General features: G+C 25.2%; 26 protein-coding genes. 9 read left to right on the plus strand and 17 right to left on the minus strand.

What is annotated here, in order from left to right:
• Positions 1–9 precede the first annotated feature (9 nt).
• The 4 genes from B0175_RS02525 to B0175_RS02540 are packed head-to-tail and all read right to left on the minus strand — an operon-like array spanning position 10 to position 3,779.
• Positions 10–1,578 carry a hypothetical protein gene (locus B0175_RS02525; RefSeq protein ID WP_108527139.1) on the minus strand — a complete coding sequence of 523 codons (1,569 nt, stop codon included), beginning with the start codon at positions 1,576–1,578 and terminating at the stop codon, positions 10–12.
• Positions 1,579–1,588: 10 nt separating this feature from the next.
• On the minus strand, positions 1,589–2,203 hold the full coding sequence (locus tag B0175_RS02530) for a lysophospholipid acyltransferase family protein (RefSeq protein ID WP_108527140.1): 615 nt from the start codon (positions 2,201–2,203) through the stop codon (positions 1,589–1,591).
• Positions 2,204–2,205: 2 nt separating this feature from the next.
• Positions 2,206–3,516 (minus strand): tRNA (N6-isopentenyl adenosine(37)-C2)-methylthiotransferase MiaB, encoded by a 1,311-nt coding sequence (miaB, locus tag B0175_RS02535; RefSeq protein WP_108527141.1) that lies wholly within the window; start codon positions 3,514–3,516, stop codon positions 2,206–2,208.
• A 20-nt stretch (positions 3,517–3,536) separates the two neighbouring features.
• On the minus strand, positions 3,537–3,779 hold the full coding sequence (locus B0175_RS02540) for an HP0268 family nuclease (RefSeq protein WP_004510301.1): 243 nt from the start codon (positions 3,777–3,779) through the stop codon (positions 3,537–3,539).
• 154 nt (positions 3,780–3,933) lie between these two features.
• Between B0175_RS02540 and nusA the strand changes: the two genes are divergently transcribed.
• Positions 3,934–5,109 carry a transcription termination factor NusA gene (nusA, locus tag B0175_RS02545; protein ID WP_108527142.1) on the plus strand — a complete coding sequence of 392 codons (1,176 nt, stop codon included), beginning with the start codon at positions 3,934–3,936 and terminating at the stop codon, positions 5,107–5,109.
• A 4-nt stretch (positions 5,110–5,113) separates the two neighbouring features.
• Entirely contained in the window at positions 5,114–6,517 is a 1,404-nt protein-coding gene (cysS, locus tag B0175_RS02550) for a cysteine--tRNA ligase (RefSeq protein WP_108527143.1), read from the plus strand.
• Here cysS and B0175_RS02555 read toward each other — a convergent pair.
• From B0175_RS02555 to holA, 5 genes are all read right to left on the minus strand, one after another.
• A complete protein-coding gene (locus B0175_RS02555) occupies positions 6,512–6,712 on the minus strand; it encodes a hypothetical protein (RefSeq protein ID WP_004510298.1) in 201 nt (66 codons plus the stop codon). The two genes, cysS and B0175_RS02555, sit on opposite strands and share 6 nt — an antisense overlap.
• 71 nt (positions 6,713–6,783) lie before the next feature.
• Entirely contained in the window at positions 6,784–7,050 is a 267-nt protein-coding gene (rpsR, locus tag B0175_RS02560; RefSeq protein ID WP_004510297.1) for a 30S ribosomal protein S18, read from the minus strand.
• A gap of 14 nt (positions 7,051–7,064) precedes the next feature.
• A complete protein-coding gene (locus tag B0175_RS02565; RefSeq protein WP_108527144.1) occupies positions 7,065–7,577 on the minus strand; it encodes a single-stranded DNA-binding protein in 513 nt (170 codons plus the stop codon).
• A 20-nt stretch (positions 7,578–7,597) separates the two neighbouring features.
• Entirely contained in the window at positions 7,598–7,954 is a 357-nt protein-coding gene (gene rpsF, locus B0175_RS02570; RefSeq protein WP_012012106.1) for a 30S ribosomal protein S6, read from the minus strand.
• An 87-nt stretch (positions 7,955–8,041) separates the two neighbouring features.
• Entirely contained in the window at positions 8,042–9,022 is a 981-nt protein-coding gene (gene holA, locus B0175_RS02575; RefSeq protein WP_108527145.1) for a DNA polymerase III subunit delta, read from the minus strand.
• 65 nt (positions 9,023–9,087) lie between these two features.
• On the opposite strand from holA, the gene B0175_RS02580 reads away from it, so the two are divergent.
• Positions 9,088–9,462 (plus strand): flagellar assembly protein FliW, encoded by a 375-nt coding sequence (locus tag B0175_RS02580; protein WP_108527146.1) that lies wholly within the window; start codon positions 9,088–9,090, stop codon positions 9,460–9,462.
• Here B0175_RS02580 and B0175_RS02585 read toward each other — a convergent pair.
• Positions 9,457–11,310, minus strand: a complete 1,854-nt coding sequence (locus tag B0175_RS02585) for an RNB domain-containing ribonuclease (protein ID WP_108527147.1) — start codon at positions 11,308–11,310, stop codon at positions 9,457–9,459. The genes B0175_RS02580 and B0175_RS02585 overlap by 6 nt on opposite strands.
• A 91-nt stretch (positions 11,311–11,401) precedes the next feature.
• On the opposite strand from B0175_RS02585, the gene ilvC reads away from it, so the two are divergent.
• From ilvC to B0175_RS02600, 3 genes are read left to right on the plus strand one after another with little or no spacing between them, the layout of a single operon-like run.
• Positions 11,402–12,457, plus strand: coding sequence for a ketol-acid reductoisomerase (ilvC, locus tag B0175_RS02590; RefSeq protein ID WP_257122309.1), 1,056 nt, complete (start codon positions 11,402–11,404; stop codon positions 12,455–12,457).
• Positions 12,458–12,498: 41 nt separating this feature from the next.
• Entirely contained in the window at positions 12,499–13,581 is a 1,083-nt protein-coding gene (locus B0175_RS02595) for a divergent polysaccharide deacetylase family protein (protein ID WP_108527148.1), read from the plus strand.
• A 45-nt stretch (positions 13,582–13,626) separates the two neighbouring features.
• The gene (locus B0175_RS02600; protein ID WP_228156051.1) at positions 13,627–13,821 is read left to right on the plus strand and encodes a DNA-processing protein DprA; all 195 of its coding nucleotides are present in this window, start codon (positions 13,627–13,629) and stop codon (positions 13,819–13,821) included.
• A 292-nt stretch (positions 13,822–14,113) separates the two neighbouring features.
• Here the strand turns inward: B0175_RS02600 and B0175_RS02605 are convergent, their stop codons facing one another.
• Both B0175_RS02605 and B0175_RS02610 read right to left on the minus strand, forming a co-directional pair.
• Complete coding sequence (locus B0175_RS02605) at positions 14,114–15,010, minus strand: DUF4365 domain-containing protein (RefSeq protein WP_210004242.1); 897 nt, start codon at positions 15,008–15,010, stop codon at positions 14,114–14,116.
• Between the two features lie 432 nt (positions 15,011–15,442).
• Complete coding sequence (locus B0175_RS02610) at positions 15,443–17,464, minus strand: hypothetical protein (RefSeq protein WP_108527150.1); 2,022 nt, start codon at positions 17,462–17,464, stop codon at positions 15,443–15,445.
• A gap of 721 nt (positions 17,465–18,185) precedes the next feature.
• Between B0175_RS02610 and B0175_RS02615 the strand changes: the two genes are divergently transcribed.
• A complete protein-coding gene (locus B0175_RS02615) occupies positions 18,186–18,407 on the plus strand; it encodes an excalibur calcium-binding domain-containing protein (RefSeq protein WP_108527151.1) in 222 nt (73 codons plus the stop codon).
• Positions 18,408–18,536: 129 nt separating this feature from the next.
• Here B0175_RS02615 and B0175_RS02620 read toward each other — a convergent pair whose 3' ends face one another.
• Complete coding sequence (locus B0175_RS02620; RefSeq protein ID WP_108527152.1) at positions 18,537–19,193, minus strand: endonuclease; 657 nt, start codon at positions 19,191–19,193, stop codon at positions 18,537–18,539.
• A gap of 256 nt (positions 19,194–19,449) precedes the next feature.
• Here B0175_RS02620 and B0175_RS02625 point away from each other — a divergent pair, with 256 nt between their 5' ends.
• On the plus strand, positions 19,450–20,145 hold the full coding sequence (locus B0175_RS02625) for a metallophosphoesterase (protein WP_108527153.1): 696 nt from the start codon (positions 19,450–19,452) through the stop codon (positions 20,143–20,145).
• 3 nt (positions 20,146–20,148) lie between these two features.
• Entirely contained in the window at positions 20,149–21,858 is a 1,710-nt protein-coding gene (locus B0175_RS02630) for a hypothetical protein (protein WP_108527154.1), read from the plus strand.
• A 5-nt stretch (positions 21,859–21,863) separates the two neighbouring features.
• Here B0175_RS02630 and B0175_RS02635 read toward each other — a convergent pair whose 3' ends face one another.
• The 4 genes from B0175_RS02635 to B0175_RS02650 are packed head-to-tail and all read right to left on the minus strand — an operon-like array spanning position 21,864 to position 26,442.
• Entirely contained in the window at positions 21,864–23,012 is a 1,149-nt protein-coding gene (locus B0175_RS02635; protein WP_108527155.1) for a TniQ family protein, read from the minus strand.
• Positions 23,009–23,947, minus strand: a complete 939-nt coding sequence (locus tag B0175_RS02640) for a TniB family NTP-binding protein (RefSeq protein WP_108527156.1) — start codon at positions 23,945–23,947, stop codon at positions 23,009–23,011. The genes B0175_RS02635 and B0175_RS02640 overlap by 4 nt, the downstream gene beginning before the upstream one ends.
• 12 nt (positions 23,948–23,959) lie before the next feature.
• The gene (locus B0175_RS02645) at positions 23,960–25,801 is read right to left on the minus strand and encodes a Mu transposase C-terminal domain-containing protein (RefSeq protein WP_108527157.1); all 1,842 of its coding nucleotides are present in this window, start codon (positions 25,799–25,801) and stop codon (positions 23,960–23,962) included.
• Positions 25,798–26,442, minus strand: coding sequence for a TnsA endonuclease N-terminal domain-containing protein (locus B0175_RS02650; RefSeq protein ID WP_108527158.1), 645 nt, complete (start codon positions 26,440–26,442; stop codon positions 25,798–25,800). Before B0175_RS02650 ends, B0175_RS02645 begins: the two co-directional genes overlap by 4 nt.
• Positions 26,443–26,450: the final 8 nt, after the last annotated feature.

Here is a 26,450-nt window from a genome sequence, read left to right on the forward strand (position 1 = left end):
ACCAAACTTTTATTTTAACTGATTAAACTCCAAATTAAACTCTACTTCTATACCATTATCTATTCTTTTAAAGCTAATTGGATATTTTAAATTTATTGAATATAACTCTTCATTTAACTTATTGATTAATTCAAAAAACTCATTAGGTTCAGTTATTAAAATAGCAACTTTATAACTAAAAATTTCAACTTTTTTTGCATCAATAGTCTCAATATATTTAACTATTGCAGTTTCTGGCATTAATATCTTTAGTTGTTCAGTTACACTTTCAATATTAAATTGCTCATCTGTTAAATATTCTTTTGTAAAACTATCATAATCTGTATTGATTTCTATCTCATTTTTCGATACAACAACTGCATCGAAATTTGTTTTAGACTCAGGAGTTAAAATTTTAGATTCATTATTTACATATAAAGAGTTTAAAGCTAGATTTAATAAATTTAAATTTTCTTCTTGAATAGAAAAAACTTTTAATTCTAAATTATTTTCATCAATATGCATCTCTTTTATAGCTACATTATTTGGTACTGAATTAAAAATAGTTTTCACCCTTTTTTCAATTTTATCATTTATATTTATATGATTTGGTAAACTTTCTAATGCTATTTGATTATTAGTTTTGATATTTAACTTTTTCAAAATTGGATTAAAATCAATAGTTGAATATATTTTATAGAATCCTAAAGATAGAAGCGTTAATAATATAATTAGAAATATATATCTTGGATCTTTTCTTTTTTTCTTTTTTCGATGTTTTGTAAAACTATTTTTTGAATCTTTTTGTTTTGCTAATTTAAAAATTTCTTCATCAACATTTACTGAATAATCATCTACTTTCAGTAATAATTCTTGGCTTAACTGTGATAATTGTTCTTTTGTTAAAATCTTTAAAACATGTAAAATAGATACTTTTTGTATAAAAACTTCATCTTTTTGTTTACTATAAAAATCATCCAATATTTTTTGTATTGTTTGAGTTAATTCTAAAAAATAAAGTTCATCAAAAAGCTTTTGCCCTTCTAAATCATCTTCATAAAAATGTGTTCTTTTAACAGAATCAAAAGTCAATAAATCAAATGTTTCATTATAAACAATGTTCCCAAGTTTATCAACAATTAAAATAAAAGCTTTATTATTATAAATAAAAAATAGTAACTCATTTTTTGATTTATTTTTTTCAATATGCATATTCATAATATGAAAGGCAGAATATATATAATCTATTCCTGTTTTTCCAAAATAATTTTGTGTTTCAAATAAAGTTGTTTTAAGTACTACAATATCATAATCTTTATTGAACTCCACAATTTCACAATCTTTTATTTTAGAAGATAAATTTTTAGGAACAAGTTTTGTTGTATCACTTAGTAAAAGAGTGGAAATATATGTAAAATCTTCCTCTTTTTGCAGTGTATTTATTTTTTGAACAATATTTTGTGGCAAAATATCATTATCAACTAAAAAAGTTGAATTATCAGATTTTATAACATCATCATTTCTTAATTTTTTGTATTCAAGTTTTAGCTGATTATTATATTTAACGACATTAATATATAAAGACTCTTTTGTAAACATTTTATCTCACTTATGCTATTGAGTGTATTAACATTTTTTCTTTTATAAACACTTTTGCTTTTTCAAATTCCATATCTTTTATATCATATGGTTCACTAATATAAAAATCTATTTTTCCAAATGGCTTTGGTAAAATAAACTTATCCCAAGAGTTGAACTGCCAATATTTTGTAGGAATTGTATTAAAACAAACTATATTTTTTCCACTTTTTTGTGCAATAGCAACTATTCCATCTGCTATACTATATCTAGGACCTCTTGGACCATCTGGAGTTATAGCTATATCATTTCCATCTTTTAGCTCTTTTATTGCACTTATCATTACTTTCGCAGCACCTTTAGAAGTTGAACCACGAACTGCTCCAATTTTAAAATTAGATACCAATTTTGTAATAATCTCACCATCTTTATTATGGCTAATCATCGCTTTTACAATTCCATTTTTTCTAAAAGCAAAATAATTATATGGTTGCGACATCAAATCTCCATGCCACATACAAATAATCATTGCCTCTTTATTATCATTTTTTGGATGATGATAAACTTTTTTATTTGTCGCATAAATTAATTTTACTAAGTAGTAAAGTAAATGTGGCAAAATATTTAATTTAAAATATCTAAACATTTCTAATTTACCACTTCACCTTTTAACGAAGTTCTTGTTACATCAGTAATTTTTACATTCACAAATTTTCCAAGCAATTCATCACTTCCTTTGGCAAAAACTTGTAGATAATTATCTGTATATCCACTTACTTCACCATTTGGTTTAAGACTTTCAACTAAAATATTTAAAGTTTCTCCAATTAATTTAGGCATAGACTCTTCTAAATATCTTTTATGTAATTCTATTAAATCAATCAATCTTTGACTACCAATCTCATCAGGAAGCTCTTTATCTTTTAAATTTAAAGCTTCAGTTCCAGGTCTTGGTGAATATTTAAAATTAAAGATTTGATCAAATTTCACTTGTTCTACAACATCTAAAGTATCAAGAAAATCTTCTTGTGTTTCACCAGGAAATGCTACGATAATATCAGTTGTAATTCTAAGGTTTGGAACAAGTTCTCTCATCTTATTAGCTCTATTTAAAAACCATTCTTTTGAATATCCTCTTTTCATAGCTTTTAAAACAGAAGTTGAACCACTTTGTAAAGGCATATGAATACATTTTGAAATTTTAGGATTTTTAGCAAACTCTTCAATAAACTCATCATCCATATGTAAAGGGTGAGGAGAAGTAAATCTGATTCTTTCTAAACCATCAATTTTTGAAACATCTTGTAAAAGTTTAGTAAAAGTATATTTTTCTCTTTTATCACTAAATCTTCTACCATAAGAGTTTACATTTTGCCCTAAAAGCATAACTTCAACTGCACCTTGTTCAACTGATTTACGAACTTGTTCAACTATCATTTCAGGTGGGATAGAAATCTCTTCTCCCCTTGTGCTTGGAACAATACAATAAGTACACTTTTTGTCACAACCAACAGAGATATTTACACTTGCTCTATATTTATTTGTTTTTGCAGTTGAAAATTCATAAGTTGATTCATCATTGTCAATAGATACTTCAACTGCACCTTTTACATCAACAACATCTTTTATTTTTGAAATATTTCTAGCTCCAACTACAAAATCAACATAAGGAGCTCTTTTTATAATATCTTGCCCTAAGTGTGAAGCTGTACAGCCACAAACACCAATTTTTGCGCCTTCTTTTTTCTTTTTATTAAACTGTCCAATTTCAGAAAAAAGTTTTTGAACTGGTTTTTCTCTAACTGAACACGTATTTATGATAATCAAATCAGCATCTTCAATATTTTGTGTAGCAACATAACCTTTATGTTTTTCTAACTCTGCTTGAATATGCTGACTATCTGTGTCATTCATTTGACACCCTAAAGTTTGTATAAATAGTTTTTTGTTTGAACTCATAATTTTATAACACTAAAATATTAAAGTGCATGAACCTCATACATATATTCATCATCAGCCAAACCATATCTTACTTCTCTAAAATATACGTTTAATCCATTCTTTTCTAAAGCACTTACTAAAGCCATCATATCTTTATGAGAGTTATCTTTGTCAAAATAAAAAATTTTTTGACCATCTTTTTCTAAATCCTCTTTAATTTTATCTAATTGCACTTTTTTTGGTTTTTCATTTAACTCATTTCTTGCAAGTAATAATTCCATTTATGAACCTTTATTCTTTATATTATTAATCCTCCATTTTACCCCAAAATTACTTTAATTTCTATAAAAGGCTATTTTAGATATACTATTATCCTATTACTACATTGAAAATCAAACTAATCATTTCAATGTCACAAAAAAGAGGTTATTAATAATGGATAAAATAATAGATATTTTAGATTCGATTGCTTATGAAAAAGGTCTAAAAATTGATGATGTTGAAAACTCACTAAAAGAAGCTTTAATAAAAACTGCTCAAAGAATGGTGGATACAACTTTAATTTTTGATGCAAATATTGATAGAGCAAATAAGAAACTTGAACTATTCCAAAAAATTGAAGTTGTTTCAAAAGATGATGATAGATTAAAAGAAGGGTCACTTACAAAAGAAGGAACGCCTATAAATCCAGAAAACTATATCTCTTTAGAAGAAGCAAAAGAGATTAACTCTGATTTAGATATTGGTGATTTTATGAGTTATGAATTAGAATTCGAAAATATGGGAAGAAATGCGGCAACAATTCTTTTAAGTAATTTTGAATTTAGACTTCAAAGATTTGTAGAAGAAAATATTGTTGGTAAATATAAGGAAAAAATAGGAAAAACTATTTCAGGAACAGTTACAAGAATTGATAAATCTGATAATACTTATATTGAAATTGGTGAAATAAAAGGTATTTTACAAAGAAAAAGTAGAATAAAAGGTGAGTTCTTTAAAGTTGGAGATGTTGTAAAAGCAGTTGTAAAAAGTGTAAACATCGATAAAACAAATGGTTTATTAGTTGAAATTTCAAGAACTAGCCCTAAATTTTTAGAAAATCTTTTAGTATTAGAAGTTCCTGAACTTAAAGATAAAAAAATTGCTATTGAAGCGAGTGCAAGAATTCCTGGAACTAGATCTAAAATTGCACTTTCAACAATTGACGCACAAATAGATCCAATTGGTGCAGTTGTTGGAGTAAAAGGAGTTAGAATTGGTTCGGTTTCAAAACAATTAAATGGAGAAAATATTGATTGTGTTGAATACTCTGAAATTCCAGAAATGTTTATTTCAAGAGCATTATCTCCTGCTATTGTGCATAGTGTAAAAATTGAAAAAAATCCAGAAAATGGAGAAAAAGGGAAAGCAGTAGTTACAATTCCAAGTGATCAAAAATCAAAAGCTATTGGAAAAGCTGGTTTAAATATCAGATTGGCTTCAATGTTAACAAAATATGATATTGAATTAATTGAAATTGGTTCAAAAACTCCTACGTTAAACAATGAAACTAATATTCAAGTAGATGAAAAAACAACTGATACTGCATCACTAGAAGCCTTATTTAAGTAAAAAAATGAATACTTTACATATCTTTGATTCAGTAAAAAAAGAGAAAGTAGAATTTAAACCTATTCAAGAAGGAAAGGTTAAAATCTACGTTTGTGGACCAACTGTTTATGATGATTCTCATTTAGGTCATGCAAGAAGTGCAATTGCCTTTGATTTACTTCATAGAGTTTTAAAAACAAATGATTATGAAGTAATTATGACAAAAAATTTTACGGATATTGACGATAAAATCATCAAAAAAATGTATGAAACAAAGAAAACATTAGAAGATATAACAAATCAATATATAAATGCTTATAAAGCTGATATGAAAGCTTTAAATATATTAGATAATACAATCGAACCAAAAGCTACTGAAAATCTTGAAATTATGAAAGAGATGATTTCAAACTTGATTTCAAAAGATGTAGCGTATAAAACAAGTGATAGTGTATATTTTGATACTTCAAAAGATAATTTATATGGAACTTTATCACATAAATCAAATGACGAAAATTCTCAAGCAAGAGTTGAAGAAAATCAAGAAAAAAGAAATTCTGCTGATTTTGCTTTATGGAAGTTTGAAAAAGTAAATGATGTAAGTTTTGATGCTCCATTTGGAAAAGGTCGTCCAGGTTGGCATATAGAGTGTAGTGCAATGATAGAAAAACATTTAGCATATAAAGATTCACCTTATCAAATTGATATTCATGCTGGAGGAGCTGATTTACTTTTTCCACACCATGAGAATGAAGCTGCACAAACAAGATGTTCAAGTGGACAAAACCTTGCAAAATATTGGATGCATAATGGTTTTGTAAATATAAATGGTGAAAAAATGAGTAAATCTTTAGGTAACTCTTTTTTCTTAAAAGATGTTTTAAAATCATATAGTGGTGAAGTAATTAGATTTTATCTAATGAGTACTCATTATAGAGCAGATTTGAGTTTTAATGAAGAAGATTTAATCGCTTCTAAAAAAAGACTTGATAAGATTTATAGGCTTAAAAAAAGAGTTTATGGAGTTGAAGATTCAAGTGTAAATAAAAAATTTAAAGAAGGTATTTTAAATGCTTTAAATGATGACATAAACACTTCAATTGCCCTTTCAGTAATTGATGAAATGATAAATAGTGCAAATGATAAACTAGATTCAAATCCCAAAGATAAAAATCTAAAAAAAGAGTTAATTTCAAATATTAATTTTATTGAAGAAGCTTTAGGAATTGGTGGAAACGATGCTTATGCTTATTTTCAATTTGGAATTGATGAATCAACAAAAGAAAAAATAGAAAGTTTAATTTTAAAAAGAAATGAAGCCAAAAAAGCTAAAGATTTTCAAACAGCTGACAAATTAAGAGATGAGCTTTCAGCTATGGATATTTCACTTATGGATACAGTAAATGGAACTGTTTGGGAAAAACTATAGGTTTTTTTCAAACTCTTTCAAAAGTTTTGGTAACATTTCACCTATCTCTTTAAAATCATATTTAAAACTTTTTACCACTACTTCATATAAATCATGATTTTTATATTTCTCATGCCATTTTTCTTCTTTGCCTTCATATAAATTATAATACTCAAAACGCATTTTTAAAGCAGTTTTTAAATTATTATTTGACATTTATAAACCTTTGTACAATAAAAAAAGGGAAGAAGTTAAACTTCTTCCCTTTACTTTACTAGAAATAAATCTTAGTAAAATGATCTTGCGTATGCAGAATCTGTGATATTTTTTGTATCAACAATATATGGAACTAAAGCCATGTGTCTAGCTCTTTTGATTGCTTTTTCTACCATTTCTTGAGCATTTTTAGAGTTACCAGTAAGTCTTCTAGGCATAATTTTACCTCTTTCACTCATAGATAATTTTAATAACTCAGTGTTTTTATAATCAATGAAATCAACTTTCATTTCAGTATATTTACAATATTTTTTTCCGTATTTTCTTCTTTCAGCCATTTGATTTTCCTTTCCTAAAACGGTATTTCGTCTTCGTCTATATCAATTTCAGGTATTCTTTGCTCAACTTTTTGTTTTTGTTGATTCATACCACCATAACTGTTGTCAAAAGAAGTTGGCTCGTCATATTGATTTGCTGGTTGATTATAACTTCCTTGTTGAGGACTATAACCTTGGGCATCTCCAGCAAATTCAGAACTACCTTTTGAATCTAACATCTTCATAGCATCAACTCTTAAAGAGTGTCTACTTCTTGTAGATCCATCTTGTGCAGTCCATTGTTCAAAAACAAGTCTTCCTTCTAATAATACTTTAGAACCTTTTTTTAAGTATTGATTAGCAACTTCAGCAGATCTTCCAAAAATATTGAAATCTAAAAAACATACCTCATCTTTTTGTTCACCAGTTGCTGACTTATATTTATAAGACGTAGCAATTGCAGATTTTGCAATAGCTGAACCTGAAGGTAAATATCTTAACTCAATATCTCTTGTTAAATTTCCAACCATAATTACTTTATTATACATTTAAGGCTCCTATATATTATTTACTTAGTAGCTTTTTTAGCAGCCTCATCGCTCATTTTTGTCCAAGAAGCGATCTCTTTTTTTGTATCATATTTAATAAAAATAAATCTAATAAGATTTTCATTATTTCTATAATTTCTTTCGATTTCAGCAATTCCTGATGGGTTACCTTTAAAATAGATTACATAGTAGTAACCTCTTTTACATTTTTCGATTTCATAAGCTAATTCTCTAATTCCAACATTGTCAGTTGATGAGATTTCTCCACCATTTTTTTCGATAAGAGCTTTTATTCCATCGATTTGCGCTACAGTTTCTTCTTCAGTTAATGTAGGTTTTAAGATAAACATTGTTTCGTAATGTTTGATTTTTGACATTAATTCTCCTTATAGATTGTGCCGATTTTCTTTACATTTCCTATTTTAATTATCAGCAAGGATTCTTTTTTTGTAAAGTTTTGGATTTTATCTAAATAAAGCTGTAAACTTTCTTAGAGTTGCTTGTAAATATAAATTCTGATTTTCGATTTTTGAAGTTTTAAAATCTAGTTCAATATCCAATAAATACTCTAACATATTTTGAAAAACTTCTGGTTTTATATTAATTGCAAGTTTTGATTTTTTTTCCCAAATATTTTTTGGTGGAATATATCCTAAAATTTCTTTTGGATTTGGTTGCCCTAAAGTTCTAGCATAAGAGCTAATCATAAACAATTGTTGAATAAAAGAAGTTACTTGAGTTAATAAAAACACTTCATTCATTCCTTCTTCTAAAATCGATGATAAATCACTGCTTATATCTTTTCCAGCTAGTAAATCATATAAAAAATCTTCAAAATTTACACTTCCTATTCCAAAACAATGAGTATCAACAATATTTATAGTAATAAGTTCATCTAAAATTGCTAATTTTTTTAAATCATTCACACATAATGCTAAATCATTTTTATGCATAAAATATAAATGGTTTAAAGCACTAACTTCATATTGAATTTGAAGCATTTTTGCTTCATATTCCAAAAATTTTGTTGCTTCTAAATCAGTTGGTTGAAAAAATCGAACGCATGCACTATTAGTTTTTAATGAAAAGCTAGTTTCCATAGTTTTAAAATCACTATCACCCATACAAGCAATAACCAAAGTGCTATCAGGATTTGCATTACAAGCTTCTATTAAAACATCTAACTCTTTTTTAGGAATTTTTTTATCTATTTTAATAAATAAAATGTTGTTTGAAGAAAAAAGTGATGATTGCAACAATTTATCTTTTGCATATTTAAAATCATATTCTTCAAAATATAATTTTTCTATTTCATCATCTTGTCCAAACATTCGTGCAATAGATAAAGAATATTGTTCAACCAAAAAAGTAGATTGCCCATAAAACATATACACTTTAAATTTTTTATTTTGTTTTAAATAGTTATCAAATTCATTTTTATACATAATAAAATAATATCCTAAGTTTACTTTTAATATAATTTTTTAATATTACTACTAAGGGGTTTTATATGTATAAAGTTGTACTTCCAATCTTAGGTTTTGAAGATATCAAAACTTTAAAAATTGAGAAATTAGATGATTTAATATCTTTTTTAGTTTTAGATGATAAAACTAGAATTTCTGTTGTGAATATTGATGGTTTAAGTAAAGTATCATTTGATTTTCAAATTGATAAAGACGTTTTAGAAAAGTTGAAAATTAACTCAAGAGAAGATTTCAATATTTATTTTTCAGTTGTTGCTCAAAATCCAGTTGAACACTCGATTATAAACCTTGTATCTCCAATTCTTATAAATGAAAAAGAGAAATTAATAGGGCAATATGTAACAAATGAAAAAGTTGAACCTTATTTAGCTTCTATTAATAAGTGTTCTACTTTATAATATATTAGCCACGATAACTTTTGTTACTATATCGGCAGATTTTATTTTCACTCTCATTTTAGAAAATAGTTTCTGTCCTTTATAGTTTTCTAATATAACTTTCATTCCTATTATTTTTTCATAACAAACAGCTTTTGCTTTTTCGATATCAACTACTTTTACTTTTAACTCTTCACCTATATGTTTATAAGCCCATCTTGCGTATTTTCTATCTTCGAAATCCCAAACAAGTTGATCTACTTTTCTTTCATTTAAAGATATGTGTTCACAAATTTCATCTATATTTTTTGGTGTCTGTTTTGTTTTCAAAATCCTATGTAAAACTAAATCTGAATATCTTCTAATTGGAGATGTAAAATGTGAATAAGAAGAAAATCCTAGACCAAAATGCCCTAAATTTTTTGAACTATATTTTGCTTGAGTTTGAGATTGAATAATAAGTTCATCAACTTCTGCACTTAACATAGAAGTTTTTGCACTTTTTTGAATATGAGTTATAGTTTCATGAACATCTTTTTGAAGTTTTACATTTACTCCTAAAATATTTACATCATCAACAAGTTTTGAAATTGCTTTAAATGAGGGCTCTTCATGAACTCTAAAAATTGCAATATTTGATACTTTTTTACTAGCTTCAATATTTGCTAAAAGCATACACTCTTCAATTAGTTGATGAGAAGCTGTTGAAGTTTCTACTTCTATTGATTCAAGTTCACTATTTCTTAATTTTAACCTATTTTCAGTAGTTCTAAAATCATAACCTTTTTCAAGTCTTTTTTTTCTAAACTTTTTTGTAATTTCATATAAAGGAATTAAATAATCAAAAATTTCTTTATCAAGTTTTGAATATAAATCCAAATGTCCTTCAATTACTCTATCAATTCTTCCATAAGAAAAATTTTTATGCGAATTTATAACTGCTTCAAAAAGTTCAGCTTTTTTTACACTTAATTTTTCTAAATCTAAATGAAGTTTAAAAACAAATGAGTATCTATCTAATCCCTCTTTTAAAGAGCACATCTCTTCACTTAAAATTGGAGGAAGCATTGGTAAAACTCTACTTGGAAGATAAATTGATGTTGATTTTTTAAAAGCAAGTTTGTCTAAATCACTTCCTTCTTTTACAAAATATGAAACATCTGCAATAGCAACATATAAAATATTTTCATCTTTATCAAAATATATTGCATCATCATGATCTTTTGCACTATTTGGGTCAATTGTACAAAATGGAAGTTCTCTTAAATCAACCCTTTGATTTTTATCATCCATTTTTGCATCTATTTCAAAATCAAGTTTTTCTAATCTATAAAGCTCTTTGTAAAGGTACAATGATATAAATTCATCTACTTTAGAATCACTTATATTACCGACATTTTTAATAACTTCAAAAGATTTGTTGTCAACAACTAAAACATCATTTTCATTAAATGTTAAAGCTTTTTTATTTTCAATTCTTATATTTTCTTTTACTGTGTAAAAAGCTCTATCTTTTACATATACTAAAATTTCTGCTTTTTTACTACTAATAATTTTTATAATCTTTGCTTTTATTTTACTTTTTGGATTAAATACTCTTTTTGCAATTACTAAGTCTCCATCAAAAGCACCATTTAATTCATCTAATTCTATTTTTATATTTTTTAAAGGAGTTACTAAATCTTCTAAAATAGCAAAGTTTTTTTCTATTTTTAAAGTTGCTATTTTGTACTTTGAATTTAACTCAAATTCATTATTTGCATTTCTTAAAACAATCTCTTCTTTAATAAATTTTTCTATTTCAATTAACTCTTCTTTTGTATAATCTTTAAAGTTTGTTTGTATTTTTATAAATAGTTCTTTTAACAAAATTTATCCTTTTTTATAATCAGCTAATATTACAATATTCTTCCCTTTAATCTAGTAAGTTATCAAATATTTAGATAGTTTCTTGTATAATCTGCGAAATTTTTATTATTTAGAGGAAAAAATAATGGCAATAAATGTATTCTATGACAAAGATTGTAATATAGATTTAATCAAATCAAAAAAAGTTGCAATGATTGGTTTTGGTTCACAAGGACACGCACACGCTGAAAACTTAAGAGATTCTGGAGTTGAAGTTATCGTTGGATTAAGAAAAGATGGAAGTTCTTGGAAAAAAGCTGAAGCTAAAGGTTTCAAAGTTTTAACAGTAGCAGAAGCTACAAAAATTGCTGATGTTGTAATGATTTTATTACCAGATGAAAATCAAGCTGATATCTATGCAAATGAAATCAAACCAAACTTGAAAGATGGTGCATATTTAGCATTTGGTCATGGATTTAACATTCACTATAAAAGAATTATTCCTTGTTCAAAAACAAATGTTATGATGATCGCTCCAAAAGCTCCAGGACACACAGTAAGAAGTGAGTTCGTAAAAGGTGGAGGAATTCCTGATTTAATCGCAGTTCACCAAGATGCAAGCGGTGATACAAAACAAGTTGCGTTAGCATATGCAAGTGCAATTGGTGGAGGAAGAACTGGAATTATCGAAACAACTTTCAAAGATGAAACTGAAACAGATTTATTTGGAGAGCAAGCTGTACTTTGTGGTGGAGCAACTGCATTAGTTCAAGCTGGATTTGAAACTTTAGTTGAAGCTGGATATGAACCAGAAATGGCATACTTTGAGTGTTTACACGAATTAAAATTAATCGTTGACTTAATGTATGAAGGTGGAATTGCTGATATGAGATATTCTATTTCTAATACAGCTGAGTATGGAGATTATGTATCAGGACCTAGAGTTATCAATGATGAGTCAAGAGCTGCTATGAAACAAATCTTAAAAGAGATCCAAAATGGTGTATTTGCTAAAGACTTTATCTTAGAAGGTCAAGCTGGTTACCCAAGAATGAATGCTGAAAGAGCTTATACAAAAGCTTCTTTATTAGAACAAACAGGTGTTAAATTAAGAAATATGATGCCTTGGATTGCTTCTAAAAAAATAGTAAATCAAGAAACTAACTAAAAATTTATTTAAGGAATTTTTCCTTAAATAAAACTACTTAAATGAATCTAAAAAAAATTCGACTAAGAAAAAAACTATTACAAAGATATCTAAAGAGAAAAAAACTAGTACAAATTTTTCTTTTAATAACTCTTTTATTATTACTAATTCCTACTATTAGTTATTTTTATATAAATCAAAAAGAAATCTCTTCTAAAGAAGAAATAAAACTACAAGAACAAAAAGTAACAAATGAAGAAGTTATGCAAGAAGTTTTAACTCAGCTTGAAATTTCAAAAAAAGATATATTAAAAGAAAATGATATTTTTTTAAAAGATATAGATATAAACCATAAAATACTTGAAAAAGTAAAAGAGATTAAAGATAATAAAAAAGAGTATGAGCAAACAACTGAAATAGGTGAAGAAAATATTCCTTTAGTTGAAGAAAAAGCAGCACCAATAAAAAAAGATACATATGTTTATAATAAGAAAGATAAACCAAAAATTGCAATAATAATAGATGATGTAGTTAGTGATTCACAAAAAAATAAAATTTTAAATATTGGTTATCCAATAACTATGGCTTTTTTACCACCAACTCCAACACATAAGGATTCGGCAAAAGTCGCTCAAAATCTATCTTTTTATATGATACACTTTCCTCTTCAAGCATCTAGTGCTTTTAAAGGTGAAGAAATTAATACTCTAAAAATAACTGATTCATATGAAACTATTGAAAATAGAGTAAAACAACTAAGAAACTGGTATACAAATGCAAAATATACAAATAATCATACAGGTTCAGTTTTCACTGAAAATGATGAAGCGATGGATAAATTATTTAAAGCTTTAGTTAAATACAACTTTATATTTGTTGATAGTAAAACAAGCGCAAAATCAGTTGCACAAAAGTATGCAAACAAACACAATCTTCCTTATATATCAAGAAATATATTTCTTGACAATGAAAAAAGCTACGAATATATAAAATCTCAACTCATCAAAACTATTGAACTGGCAAAAAAGCAAGGATATGCAGTTGCTATTGGTCATCCATATGATATAACACTAAAAGTACTAAAAGAGTCTAAACACCTTTTAAATGATGTTGATCCTATTCTTGTAAATAAATTACCACATTAATAAAAAATAAGTTATAATAATTTTATTTCCTATAATTGGATTATTATGATTAGAACTATTGATTTTAGAATTCCTGAATTATTATCTATGAAAAAGTATCCTAATGAGATTTTTTATATTGGGAATTGTGAACTTCTAAAAAAAAGAAAAATATCTATAATAGGAACAAGAAGACCCTCTTCTTATACAAAAGAGTTTACGCATAAACTAGCTTCTAATGTCATTTATAATAATAAATAGAACTCAACAATAATAATTAGAACTATTAGGCTTCAAACTTCTTTTCAGTTTATTGCAACCAAATTAATTGTTTATTTTTTTCCATGTACCTTTCTAAATAATCTTTCCTAATATAAATAAATGTTTAGTGTTCTAAAAACTAGAGATTGTGGGATGGTTGATTTGAAAAACAAGATGATATCTTCATTTGTCTATTCAAATCTTTATCCCAAGTAACTTTATGAGGTAAAAACTTAAATAGCTGTAGTGCAACCTTGTTTTTTTCTTTCCAATGATTTGTTAGAACCTCCATTTAAATAAATGAAGGAACACTTCCATCATCATCAATATTTATTACAAGATTGTATAGCTGTAAATCCATAATATGCCAATACTCAGATTCAATATTGGTTATATGATCTTTAATTTTTAGTGAAACTGGAGAAAGTAGCTCCCCTAATTTTGTCACTATTTCATCGATATAATATTCATGAATATAATAAGCATCGCCAAAAGATTTCTGGCTTTCTGAAAAATAATCACTAATTGACTTTAATTTCCACTCAATTTGAAAATGCAGACATAAAAAGCGTATATTTTCATAGAACACTTTAAGATATAGAACTCTATCAATATCTACTCCCATAAAACAGTCTCTACCGGTATTCTCTTTAATGAAATCTGTATAACGTGCGTAATTTGATAAAAATGTATTTATATTTATATCTAAGTTTTTCCAATGTTTATCAGAAAAATAAGAAAATATAAAATTTTCTAAAGTTGAAACTTCAAGCTTATCTTTCTTGTAAATCTTATAAGAAAATGTATCCTGTTTAATATAGGAATAGAAGTTTTTTCTAACTGACTCTTTAACTGACGAATAAAAAACCTCTTCAGTTTCTAGGTCAACAAGACATATAAAGACTGGAGTGGGAAACTTCATCCAGTAATTCGTTGTTGATATGTTTATTCCTGAAAAAGTAAAATAGTCATCTTTCGTCCACTTTATTTTTTGTTTACCTTTTAGTTGAACTGAAATAAGTTCACCTGTAACTTGATTTTGATTGTTTACTAACTCGATATAACAATCAATTCCATAGTCTCGTTCACTAACTTCTCTAATAATCCAATGGTTGGGTATATTTCTAGAGAATATTTTATAAGAACTAGTCTCAGTTACATGTTTTGCATCTCTAGTTGGTAACTCCATTTTATTATTCCTTTCCATGTTCTAACTATTTATTAGATAGGTATTATATATAAAACAGCCTAAAAATCGGGATACGATACACAAAATCTTTATTAATAGGATTTTTAGCTAAACTCATAAACATATCTATTAATTTTTGTTTTTTACCTTCTCTTGCATTTTGTAAAGCATTTTGGTAATCAAATATTTTCTATATTTCCAAAGTTGATTTTTCTGCCAAAGGTACACACTTGCCATAACCAGTACAGGATACTTTTTAGCCCATTTATTTGATTATATTTCTTGATAACCGATATTCAATGTACCTTTAAATTCATTTTAATAATTGACCTCTCCTCCATTTAATCGTTCTTGTTCACATATTTATCAATTATTCCATTTATAGTATTTTTATTGCGTGCCATAATATTATCTTTTTAATATAACGTTTGTTTACCTATTTAGTGCTATATTTTGTTGTATATTTTGTACATCTATTTCTAATTGAGATAATTTGTTAACATTTAATTCCAATATTTTATATTCTCTTTGAATGTATTTTTCCCTTTTGTTAGATAAATGATTAAGAATATCAAATTTTCTTTCATAAAGTATAGTGTATAGAAGAGACGCAACAATTGGAAATGCACCAAATATCCATGCCCATTGCTCCATAATATTCCACTCAAAGTTATAAATAAAGATAAAAAAGCATACATAATATCCGATAATTAAACTACCCCAAATAGTTTTATACCTATCAATTTGTTTACTAGAGTTTTCATCTGCAATTTTTTTTAATTTTTTTAATGCTTCTAGTTCACTATTTTTACTTTCTAGTAACTCTTTTTTTTGTTCTTCTGTTAATTCTCTTATTGACTTAATATCATTTTTTAGTTTTGCATTTTCTTCTTCACTTTTAACAGCTTTATTCTTAAATTTGTCTTTTTCATATTTATATTTCTCAATATCTTTAATACTTAATGTATCTAAAATATCTGACAAACTCTCTTGTGATATTTCTTCAGGTTGTTTAACTTCAGATTTTAAATTAATAATTGTATCAATAATTTCGTCTTTATCTATTTTGCCATTTTGTACTAGTTGTTGTAATTCAGAATATTTTTTATGTACATTATTATTAATATTGTTTGATAATACTATTTGTGCTTTTGTAATTACGTCAAATATTTTTGGAAAATTAGTATTACCAAATCCTTTATTTAGCTTTAACCAAAATTTGTTTATTAAAAAATCCAAATGCGTAACTAAAGGTACTTCTCCTTGTGTTTTGAGATATTGATTCCATGCAATTTTAAAAATTTTTGAATTTCCACTAAGTAAAATATACCCAATATTGTAAAAACTATTGTTACATCTTTCTGCTCTTAATATATTAATAGAATTTAATTTATTTAAAGAATTACTTATTTCATATTCTTCATAGGGTGTATTTTTTTCTAAATCTTGTAATAAATCTTGACTTATTAGGTTGTATTTATAAGTATTATCTGTTATGTAGTTTTCTGTCGTATCAATATCAATATTATAAGTTTCTAATAATTTAAAAAAGTTAGTTTTTTTTGAAATAATATCACTACCTTTAGAACATCCTTCAATAATGCTATTCATTGCTGTTTTTGAAGGATCGATTTTGGTTGGTTTATCTAAAAGGTATGCAGCTTTTTTAAAATATCCATTAATCTCATCTTCAGTTGTTTTAAAATATTTAAAAAATATTTTTCTATTGCTTGAATTTATTTCTTTTACAAGTTTATAAAAATCTTCAAATAAACTTTTATACAGTTCTCCATTATAACCTGCAAAATGAAATAATATTTCAGTGTCTAAATAAATTACTAAATAATCAACTAGTTCTTTTCTTTTTTGTGTGATTTCGCCATACCTCACTCCTGAATATAAAATCACACCCTCTCTGATAATATTTAATTGTTTTTTAAATTCTAAATTATTTTGATTTGATATTATAAAACTACTAATATCTTCATAAAATTTATTTTCAAAGCCATTCTCATTTAATAAAAATGAGCTAAAGCTTTGTGAAATCTCATCCTTATCATTTTGTATTAGTGTTTTATGATTCTTCCCTTCTATATATGAGTATAAATTTGCAATTATGTGTTCATTGTTTTCAATAATTTTTTCTTGTTTATTATCCACAATTAGATTTTCACTACTAGCATCATAGCTTATACTATAGTAACCTTCTGACTTTTCTGCTCTTAATCTTTTTAAAGCTGTTCTAATTATTGATTCTGGAATTTCAAAATCAAAATCCTCTTTCAAATTTAAATATATATCTTGTGCTGTAAATCTCAATAACTTTTTTGTTTTAATTGAACTTTTTATAAATTCAATAATAATATCATAATTATCTTTTTTAGAATCATATAATTCTTTATATACTGCATAAGAAGCAAGATTTTTTGATATTGATAGTTCTGTTTTATTCATTTATTACCTTATTTTTTATATACAACTATTTATTAAATATACATTATATATAAGTTAGCCTAAAAAAATAAATAAATAATATATAAAATGTCTATATTGAAATATTAGCAAAACACTCTAACATAATGTAAATATAAAACTTTTAAAAATATTTTTTCAACCAATTTTGATTTTTTACTATAATTTTTATGTATATATTAAGTGATTACTGTATATTATCTATGTATGTATATTAAAGCAATATCGGGATAAACCTGTTGTTACATATATTAAAATACTATGTATATAAAAATTGATACAAAGATGAGTTATAAACACAAGTTTTATAAAATCTAATTTTTGGAGCATATCCGAAAAGTAAGGTTTTTAAATTACATAATTCAACGTGCTGTGGTTTAAACAATATAATTTAATATATTATGTTTACTAAAATACCTAATGACATGACTCTTTTGTTTTCTTTTAAAATTGAAACTAAATTTATAATCTTTTGGAATTCATCAAAAGTTTTTGTAATAAATTAAATTAATTAAAATGTACAACAACATGCAAAATCAGTTTTATCAGAGTCATGTCATCTCCAATAAAAAATACTACTTTTTAATTGGTTATTATACGAATTTTAGCTTTGTTTTTCAAAAATTAAAGAAAAGTCATTTTACAAACATAATATTAGAAATAAACAATCAAAATGCTATAATCAATTGAAAAGGATTATTCTATGCATAAAATTCTAATAGTAATTGCGCTTACATTATCTCTTTTCTCAGCAGAAACAAAAAAGCAAAAAACAGAAGTAAAGCAAGAATTCAAGTGTGAAGGTAAAAAAACGTGTAAAGAGATGAAAAGTTGTAAAGAAGCAATGTTTTATCTAAGAGAGTGTGGAGTATCAAGACTAGATAGAGATAAAGACGGTATTCCTTGTGAGACTATCTGTAGATAAGAGTTATTTCTTATCTACTTTATTTTTTTCTTTTATTTTTGATTCATAAAAAGCTAACATTATCACAACAATAGCAACAACAATAAAGCCTATTATTTCATTTTGAAAATCTTCCACTATTCCTAACCCTTATTTAATATTCTCAATTCTTTTATTCTTCTCAATTTCCCATTCATCTATTGGGTCTTGCTTATCCCAAGATTCCATTAGTTTTCTTTCTTGGTCAGATAAATTAATATTATATGTTTTACTCATATAAAGATATGCTCTTGCTATATCACCTTTTATTTCATCTCTTACATAAGCTCTATTAACATCAAAATCAACTTCAAATTTACACTCACCATACATTCCAACTTTTGGTTTATCTGCTCCATATCTAAAATTACTTCTATCAGCATTTAATTCACCAATAGCAGGAACAAGGTTATGCATATCAGCTTCCATTTTATTAAATATAGGGTCTTTAGAACAAGCTTTTCTTCCACCATCTTTCCAACAAGCTAAATGTCTTCCAAAGTTTTCAGCAGGCATTATATGTTCCCACTCTATTCTATTGGCTCTCTCATTCTCTTTACCTTTTTTTGTTAGTTCATTTCTTGGAACATAACCACAACTATTTCTATCAATCATATTATCTTTATCTAGAGGATTATATTTACAACCACAATAAAAAGTTGTTTGATGGTCTTTATATATTTCTTTTAACAGTTTTTTTGATTCACTAAATGATTCTGCGAATATTGTTGTTAATAAAAGAGTTATTAGTAATAGTATTTTTTTCAAATGTTTTTCCTTATATATTTAAAGTTTTGAATTATAGTTGATTTTATTTCAAATTGTTATATTTTTTAATTTTTTCTAAAACTACTATATAATTATAAAGTTAGGTATTTTAGAATAATTTTTAATATTCAAAATATAAAATCTTTTTAGAAAAAACTGCTCTCTAGGATTTACTAAATTATCATTTCCAACCACACAATCCCAAAAAGAGAATAGTAAAATATTTTTTTGATAGAAATAAAAAAGGAAATTTATAATGAAACAAATATATATAATAAGTGATGTTCATGGTTGTTATAAAACCTTATTAGCTCTAATAGACCAATTTCCAAATAAACAAAACTCTAAAATAGTTTTTGTTGGTGATTTAGTTGATAAAGGTAAAAATACTCATGATGTTATTGAATTTGTTAAAAACAATAATTATGATTGTGTATTAGGTAATCATGATGAAATGATGATACTTTATCATTCTCACCTTGAAAATGATATATACCATGAAGATTTGAGATATTGGCTTTTTAAATGTGGTGGAGAAGATACTTTAAATTCATATTCTTCAAAAGAAAAGTTTTATGAACATATTGAATATTTAAAAAGTTTACCTCATTATATAGAATATGAAGATTATAAAACAGAAGACAATAGATATTTAGTTGTTTCCCATTCAACTGTTGGAAAAGTATGGAATTTAAGAAATAGTATAAATGTAGATGACATTAAAGAGTTTAATCATTTTGTTAAATGGAGTAGATGGAAAAATTATGATAATGAAGAAATATTTAATGTGTATGGTCATACAATTTTTCAAGAGCCATTATTAAATAATTATTCTTGTGGGATTGATTTAGGTTGCTTCTATAAAAATAAAGAGAAATTACCAAATCCTAGACTTTGTGCTTTAGAATTTCCCTCTATGAAGATTTATACTCAAGAAAGTTTGGAAGATTAGAAAATGAAGAATGATAAACCTATACTTGAATTTTTTAATGATAATCCTAATACTTCATATGAAATCATTTTTATATTAGACATTGATTACTCTGGCTATCCTTACTATTACAAAGTTTTAGTTAAAGATATTAAAACAAATTTTTATACGACAATTTTAATTCCACCTGAATTATTAAGATATAGATATAAGATAGGTAATGTTTATAAAGGCAATAAAACTATTGGTAAAAATACTTTAATTAAATCAGCAACTTTTACTATTGATACTTCAAATGAATTACAAATAAAAACTTTAAAAGAAGTAATTAGTGAGTCTGATTTAAATTTAGTTACTTATGATTATCTAAAACATTTTTATCTAAAACAATATTGTTATTCATTTGATTTTGATAAGTTCGAATTAATAATACCAACCTATACTATCGCTAATAGATTTTATTTTCTTTCTTCTTCAATGAAAAAAGCAATATTTGTCAATTCTCTTTCATCTCTATGTGAAGATAAAAAATTTTATAAAGATGGTAATACAGTATTTATTTCAGTACGTCCTACAGCTGCAAAAAGAGATTATCCATTTATATGTAGATTTTTAGAGAATAAAGATGCTAAAGATAATTTAAACTATTTTATAAACCAAAAAAGTATTCAAGATAAAGTTAAACATTTTGGTCAGATAAAAGCTAATTTCCCAACAAAAGAAAAGTTTGAAATTGATACTTCATATATAATCTTAAATAAGCATCCTAAACCAAAAATTTTGGTACTTGATATCTTTAATGATTCTTCATCCTTTAATTTTAATAAAATTCATGTAGAGAAATTTACTTCAAAATCTAGTAAATCTTCTATTTCAATCGATATTCCTGTTAATAAAAAAAGATTTAAAAAGAAAATATCTAATAAAATTGAAAAAACTATAAAAACTGGAGTGCCCTCTTCTAGTTACACTATAAACTTAGATGGTGACATAGCTCAAAAAGATAGAAATACTCAGAATATTGAAATTAAGATTGAAGATATTTATAAAATTTCAGAAGCTGAAATGGCAACTGAATTTACAGATGACATCGTTAATCCAACTTTTGAAAATTCAGAATCTAGTGGCTCTAATGAATTAGTTCAATCAGTTTATTCATTTTATGGAGAAAGTGAAAATAATGGAATTAATATATTTAACGTAAATGATTTTTATATACTTTTTAATCTTCTTTCACAAGAAACTGGAGTTGAAGCTATTAGTATATCCGATTTAATTACTATAACTCCAAAAGAAAATAGTAAGAATAATATTTCTACAAAATATTATCTTTCATCAAAAAAGAATAGAAATTACTTGTATGGAGATTTTTTATACAATAATAAATATATCTTTATTATTGAAATTGAACTAGATAAGTCATGGCAAGGAATATCAACATGGTTTTTTATTTATCAAAATGAGGAAGATTTTCAACTAACTGAAACTATTGTGCAAGATATAATAAGTTATTATATAGGTGAATGTAAATCCTATGATGACTTAAGAGAATATGTTTGTATGGAATATGATTTAGTTATGTATAAAAAAGCTCATGTAAAAAAAATTGAAGAAGAATATCTATTATATCATTGGGTTGATGATGTTCTTTATAATTTAGAAAAAATAGATTACAAAAGTGTGATAGAAAAAATCAGAGAAGAATATAATAAGAAAAATAACAATAAGAAATAGTATATTTACTCCATAGTAAATTGTTTCAATAAATTTCTTAATTGATTATAGGAACTAAAAAAATTATAACCTAAAAGTTTTGTCAAATTTGCTTGATTGACTAATATATCGTTTTTCTTTAAATATTTTATTGCATTTAATATTTCTTTTTCACTTACCATTCTTGCAAGATAAACTATTTTAGGAGATATTTCATTAACTGATTTCTCATACCAATATGGAACTACCTTAATATCTCTAATCATTTCAAAATTTGATAATTTATTTTGAGTTATAAATAATTCAAATTTTTTCGGAAATTTTTCAAATATTGATAGAATTATGGTAAATAATATATATTGTTCTTTTATTGATATTTGAGAAAAAGAACTTTTGCTAGTTAAAAAATTCTTTCTAGAAATTTTTTTTAATATTTTATTTTCAATACCATTAATTATGGTTTTTTTTGATGATAATACTAACTTACTTATATGTGAGATAATATCAAAAAATACAAATGAATATATATAATAATCTTCTAATTGAATGTAACCTTTTTTCAAAATATTTATTAAATTACAATTCAATTCATACTTAGATTTATTTTTTATATACTTAACATCACTATTTGCCAATTTAAAACCACAATTACAACAATACTCATAGGATAATTCATTATTAAACATTTTAAGTACTGAAATTTGACTTTGACATTTAGGACATTTATCTTGTAAATAACATTTATGTTTTTTACAAAATGTTGAAAATACAACTCTATGTTCTTTTTTAAAATAAGGTATTTTATCTTCCTTCAAACATTTAGGACAAAACCTATAATTTGTTAGAAATTTATTATTACCATTACTAATTATCTCTTCTTGTAAAAATCCATCATACGATTTCATTGTCATATTTCTTAATTTAGAAAAACTAAATGATGTTTTTATCGATAATATTTGAAGAATTTCATCAGATACAGTAGCATCAATATTTTGGCTTAGAGTATAAATAAATTTGTCTTTTGGAAAATGTAAATGCCAAAATGTTCTTGGATGGGTTTTATGAGCATATGCACATCTAGCAAACCATGAAGAAAAAATCTCACCTTTAAATGGTTCAGGAATAATTAAAAATCTTGATTTTTCAATCAATGGATTTTTAATTTTCTTTATCATATATCTTTTAAACTCTCATTTTTATGAACATTTTTTAAACTATTGAAATCACAATTTCTAAGTTCATCTATTGTTATTTGTTCACTTCCTGTTCTTATTGCATATATAGCAGATTCTTTTAATAAATTTATTATTTCACCTATATACCCTTCTGACATTTCAAGTATAAATTGTGCTGTATTTTTATTTAAAATATTCGTCTTTTTTTTCAAAGGAAGCATACTTAAAATTGTTGCTAACAAAGTAATAAAATCTTTATTCATTTTCCATTTTGTTAAATACATTGGTCTAAATCTACTGCTTATTTGACTATTAGTACTAATAGCTCTTAAAGCATCTTTTGTACCCGATAAAACAATTGGTATCTTTAATTGATTACTTAAATTTTTAATTGTATCCATCATTGCATTTCGTTTAAGTGGAGAAGCACCTAAAATATTGTGTATCTCATCTATAATCAACATTTCAACATTCAAACTATGAAAATAATGTTCAACCAATTTCTTTTTAGCTGCCGTTGTATCTCTTTCTTTATATTCAGCATTAAGTGTACTTAAAATTTCAGAATATAATCTTCCTTCTGTTACCTCTGTTGGTGCAATTATATAGATTACTGGCATTCCTGTTGCATGATATTCACTAAAATATTTTTCTCTTTGTTCTTCTATAGTACAAAGATTCAAATCATAATTTTTATGTAATGTTTTAAACCTTTCAAGTAATGATGTTTTGCCATTATTACTTGAACCAACTAATAAAATACTTGTAACCCGTAGTTTACCTTTCTCATATCTAATTAAATCTTCCATTTTTTGTAAAATATCAGAAGCTGTAGGATAATCTATCCAATATGTTTTTGAAATATATTCTAATCTTTCTTCATCAGTTTTTAAAAGGATTTCTTTTGTTTCAGCTGTTAATTGAATGTCATCCAAATTTAATCCTTTTTATTTCTTATGAATATCAAATAATTTAATATCTGAAAATAAATCATCTAAACTGTTATCTTTTTGAATAGCTTTATCTTCAACTTTTTTAGATTCTTTTACATCTTTCATTTTAAGAGATTTTGTTTTACGCAATTTTGCTTTTCTTGTATTTGATACAGCTTCATCTTCAATTTTTTCTAAAATATCATGTGCTTCGAAAATATCATTTTCATTATAATTTTCTATATTTTTTTCTTTTAAATATCTCTTTGCACTAATCAAGTCCCATAGTGTCATTTCAGGGGCTTCTATTTTTTTATAATAAATTTCAAAGTATTCTTCAAGTTCAGGGTCAAAGAAATATATCTTTCTAATATTTAATGGGTCTCTTTTTATTTTAAATTTTAGCTTATTTCCTTTTTCATCTTTTCTATTAATCCAATGACGCAACACGTCTCCATAATAATTAAGTCCATCAAGTGTGATGCCATCTCTTTGAATAGTTCTATAAATTGCAGGTAATAACGTAATTCTTATATTTTCTTTATCTTCAAGAATATCAGGTAGCTGTCCAACACCAATATTTTCATCATCTCCAAAAATTCCTATTTCATATTGTTTTGCAGGAGTATTATTAATACCTAAATGAAAATTATTATGATATTGTATAAAATATTGTGTTAACCATCGAATTAGTTCTTTTAAACTAAATGATGCTTTTTTTACAGAATCATATCCATCTCTATCTTCTATATTTGAACCAGTTGTTCCTGGTAAATTATGCACTTCATTCTTTAGTGTTGAGAAAAAACGTTCAACATGAGAACCAAATTGAGGCTCACCAACAGGTCTTTTAACCAATGTTATATTTAATTCGGAGCAAACTCTTTCCATATCTAATCCAACTAGCTCAGCACCATTATCTACATGAATTATTCTAGGTATTCCATAAATACTCCATTCTCCTTTAACATTTTGTTCTTTTAAAAATTCATTCTTAGGCAAAAAAGTATGGTATAGACATTGATTTACACTAAAATAGCCTGTAGAATGCAATGATAAGTAAAATCCAGCAATCATTCTTGAATAAACATCAATTGCTAAAGTAAGAGTTGGTCTTCCTATAGGTCTTCTATATTTTTCGTCAACTAATATTATGTCTAATGGAGTATGGTCAATTTGAATTACATCCATAGGACATAAACCATCAGGAAATTGTCCTTCAAAATTACCAAATTCTCTATTTGCTCTACGAGAACTATGCCTTCTTTTTAGAGCCAATTTTGGGTCAATTTTTTTAATTCTATTTCTTATTGTATTTTCATGAGGAAATTCTACATTTTCAGCTTGACATTGTTGTTTTATTTTTCTAAATATTTTATTTAAACTATATCTTTGTTTATTTAAATATAACTCTTCAATTATATTTACAATAATTAACTCAACATTAGGGTCTAATCTACTTCCTTTTTTACCCCTATTTTTTGTATTTGGTACCAATGAACTTTTTTGTTCATTTTCTTCATATTGTTTAATCCATCTATAAACTGTGGTATATGCAATATTATGTTCTTTTGCTAAATCTATAACTTCTTGCTTTGTTCTACTTACAAAAAGTAAATCTTTTATAATTTCATATCGTTTTTCTGCTATTGCCCATTCTTCATCGGTAATATTATCAAGTAAAATACTATTTGTATTTTCTTCTAATGATAGTTCTGAAATAAGTACTTCAAGTTTAGTATCTGGATTTTTTATAGATTGAATTCGCACAGAATAAAAATCAATTATTTTTATAATACTATATTGTTCATTTTGGTAAAAAACTTTTTCATTTCTTTTAATTCTTAATTTACTCATTTTAATCCTTTGGGATTAATTATTGAAGCCATTGTAATCTTTTTTGTAAAATCAATACACTCAGTATTATTAAAAACTAAATTCCAAATATATGGTATATACTTTAGCCTATCAGATTGATTATTTGTTATTTTATCTAATAATTCTTTTATTGCTATCTGTATATTTAATTTAAAAAATTCATTTCTGATTTTATCTTGTATTTCTTTATTTTCTTTAATAAATGCAAAATTGTATATTATCTTTATATTATCCAAATAAATTTTATCGATATCTGCTTCTGTAAAAATACATAATTCTAAATTTTTTTCTTCTTTGATTTTTTGTTTTTGTAATTCAATTTTTTCTTGAAGTTCTATATCATTTTGTATTTTAAATATTGGTTTTATTTCAAATATTTTTTGTGTACCATCAATATAATTTACTAATGTATCAGGAGTATATCTTCTTTTTATATTTTGATATATATAATAAACCTTAAAAGGTTGTTCTTGGTAACTTTTAACAGTTTTATCAAATTCAAGTAGTAAGTAAAAATCATGTTCAAGTTTTGATTCAAAATTTATTTGCCTTTTATTTTTATAACTTGAAAAAAAACCAGTTACTGAAATATGGCTTTTATTAATTTTTCTTATTGCCATATCACAAT

This window comes from Arcobacter lacus (assembly GCF_003063295.1).
GTDB classification, from domain to species: domain Bacteria; phylum Campylobacterota; class Campylobacteria; order Campylobacterales; family Arcobacteraceae; genus Aliarcobacter; species Aliarcobacter lacus.

Excerpts from the sequence above, each read along its gene's own strand:
- B0175_RS02525 (WP_108527139.1), bottom strand. The coding sequence starts at position 1,578 with ATGTTTACAAAAGAGTCTTTATATATTAATGTCGTTAAATATAATAAT.
- B0175_RS02530 (WP_108527140.1), bottom strand. The coding sequence starts at position 2,203 with ATGTTTAGATATTTTAAATTAAATATTTTGCCACATTTACTTTACTAC.
- miaB (WP_108527141.1), bottom strand. The coding sequence starts at position 3,516 with ATGAGTTCAAACAAAAAACTATTTATACAAACTTTAGGGTGTCAAATG.
- B0175_RS02540 (WP_004510301.1), bottom strand. The coding sequence starts at position 3,779 with ATGGAATTATTACTTGCAAGAAATGAGTTAAATGAAAAACCAAAAAAA.
- nusA (WP_108527142.1), top strand. The coding sequence starts at position 3,934 with ATGGATAAAATAATAGATATTTTAGATTCGATTGCTTATGAAAAAGGT.
- cysS (WP_108527143.1), top strand. The coding sequence starts at position 5,114 with ATGAATACTTTACATATCTTTGATTCAGTAAAAAAAGAGAAAGTAGAA.
- B0175_RS02555 (WP_004510298.1), bottom strand. The coding sequence starts at position 6,712 with ATGTCAAATAATAATTTAAAAACTGCTTTAAAAATGCGTTTTGAGTAT.
- rpsR (WP_004510297.1), bottom strand. The coding sequence starts at position 7,050 with ATGGCTGAAAGAAGAAAATACGGAAAAAAATATTGTAAATATACTGAA.
- B0175_RS02565 (WP_108527144.1), bottom strand. The coding sequence starts at position 7,577 with ATGTATAATAAAGTAATTATGGTTGGAAATTTAACAAGAGATATTGAG.
- rpsF (WP_012012106.1), bottom strand. The coding sequence starts at position 7,954 with ATGTCAAAAATCAAACATTACGAAACAATGTTTATCTTAAAACCTACA.
- holA (WP_108527145.1), bottom strand. The coding sequence starts at position 9,022 with ATGTATAAAAATGAATTTGATAACTATTTAAAACAAAATAAAAAATTT.
- B0175_RS02580 (WP_108527146.1), top strand. The coding sequence starts at position 9,088 with ATGTATAAAGTTGTACTTCCAATCTTAGGTTTTGAAGATATCAAAACT.
- B0175_RS02595 (WP_108527148.1), top strand. The coding sequence starts at position 12,499 with ATGAATCTAAAAAAAATTCGACTAAGAAAAAAACTATTACAAAGATAT.
- B0175_RS02600 (WP_228156051.1), top strand. The coding sequence starts at position 13,627 with ATGATTAGAACTATTGATTTTAGAATTCCTGAATTATTATCTATGAAA.
- B0175_RS02605 (WP_210004242.1), bottom strand. The coding sequence starts at position 15,010 with ATGGAGTTACCAACTAGAGATGCAAAACATGTAACTGAGACTAGTTCT.
- B0175_RS02610 (WP_108527150.1), bottom strand. The coding sequence starts at position 17,464 with ATGAATAAAACAGAACTATCAATATCAAAAAATCTTGCTTCTTATGCA.
- B0175_RS02615 (WP_108527151.1), top strand. The coding sequence starts at position 18,186 with ATGCATAAAATTCTAATAGTAATTGCGCTTACATTATCTCTTTTCTCA.
- B0175_RS02625 (WP_108527153.1), top strand. The coding sequence starts at position 19,450 with ATGAAACAAATATATATAATAAGTGATGTTCATGGTTGTTATAAAACC.
- B0175_RS02630 (WP_108527154.1), top strand. The coding sequence starts at position 20,149 with ATGAAGAATGATAAACCTATACTTGAATTTTTTAATGATAATCCTAAT.
- B0175_RS02635 (WP_108527155.1), bottom strand. The coding sequence starts at position 23,012 with ATGATAAAGAAAATTAAAAATCCATTGATTGAAAAATCAAGATTTTTA.
- B0175_RS02645 (WP_108527157.1), bottom strand. The coding sequence starts at position 25,801 with ATGAGTAAATTAAGAATTAAAAGAAATGAAAAAGTTTTTTACCAAAAT.
- B0175_RS02650 (WP_108527158.1), bottom strand. The coding sequence starts at position 26,442 with ATGGCAATAAGAAAAATTAATAAAAGCCATATTTCAGTAACTGGTTTT.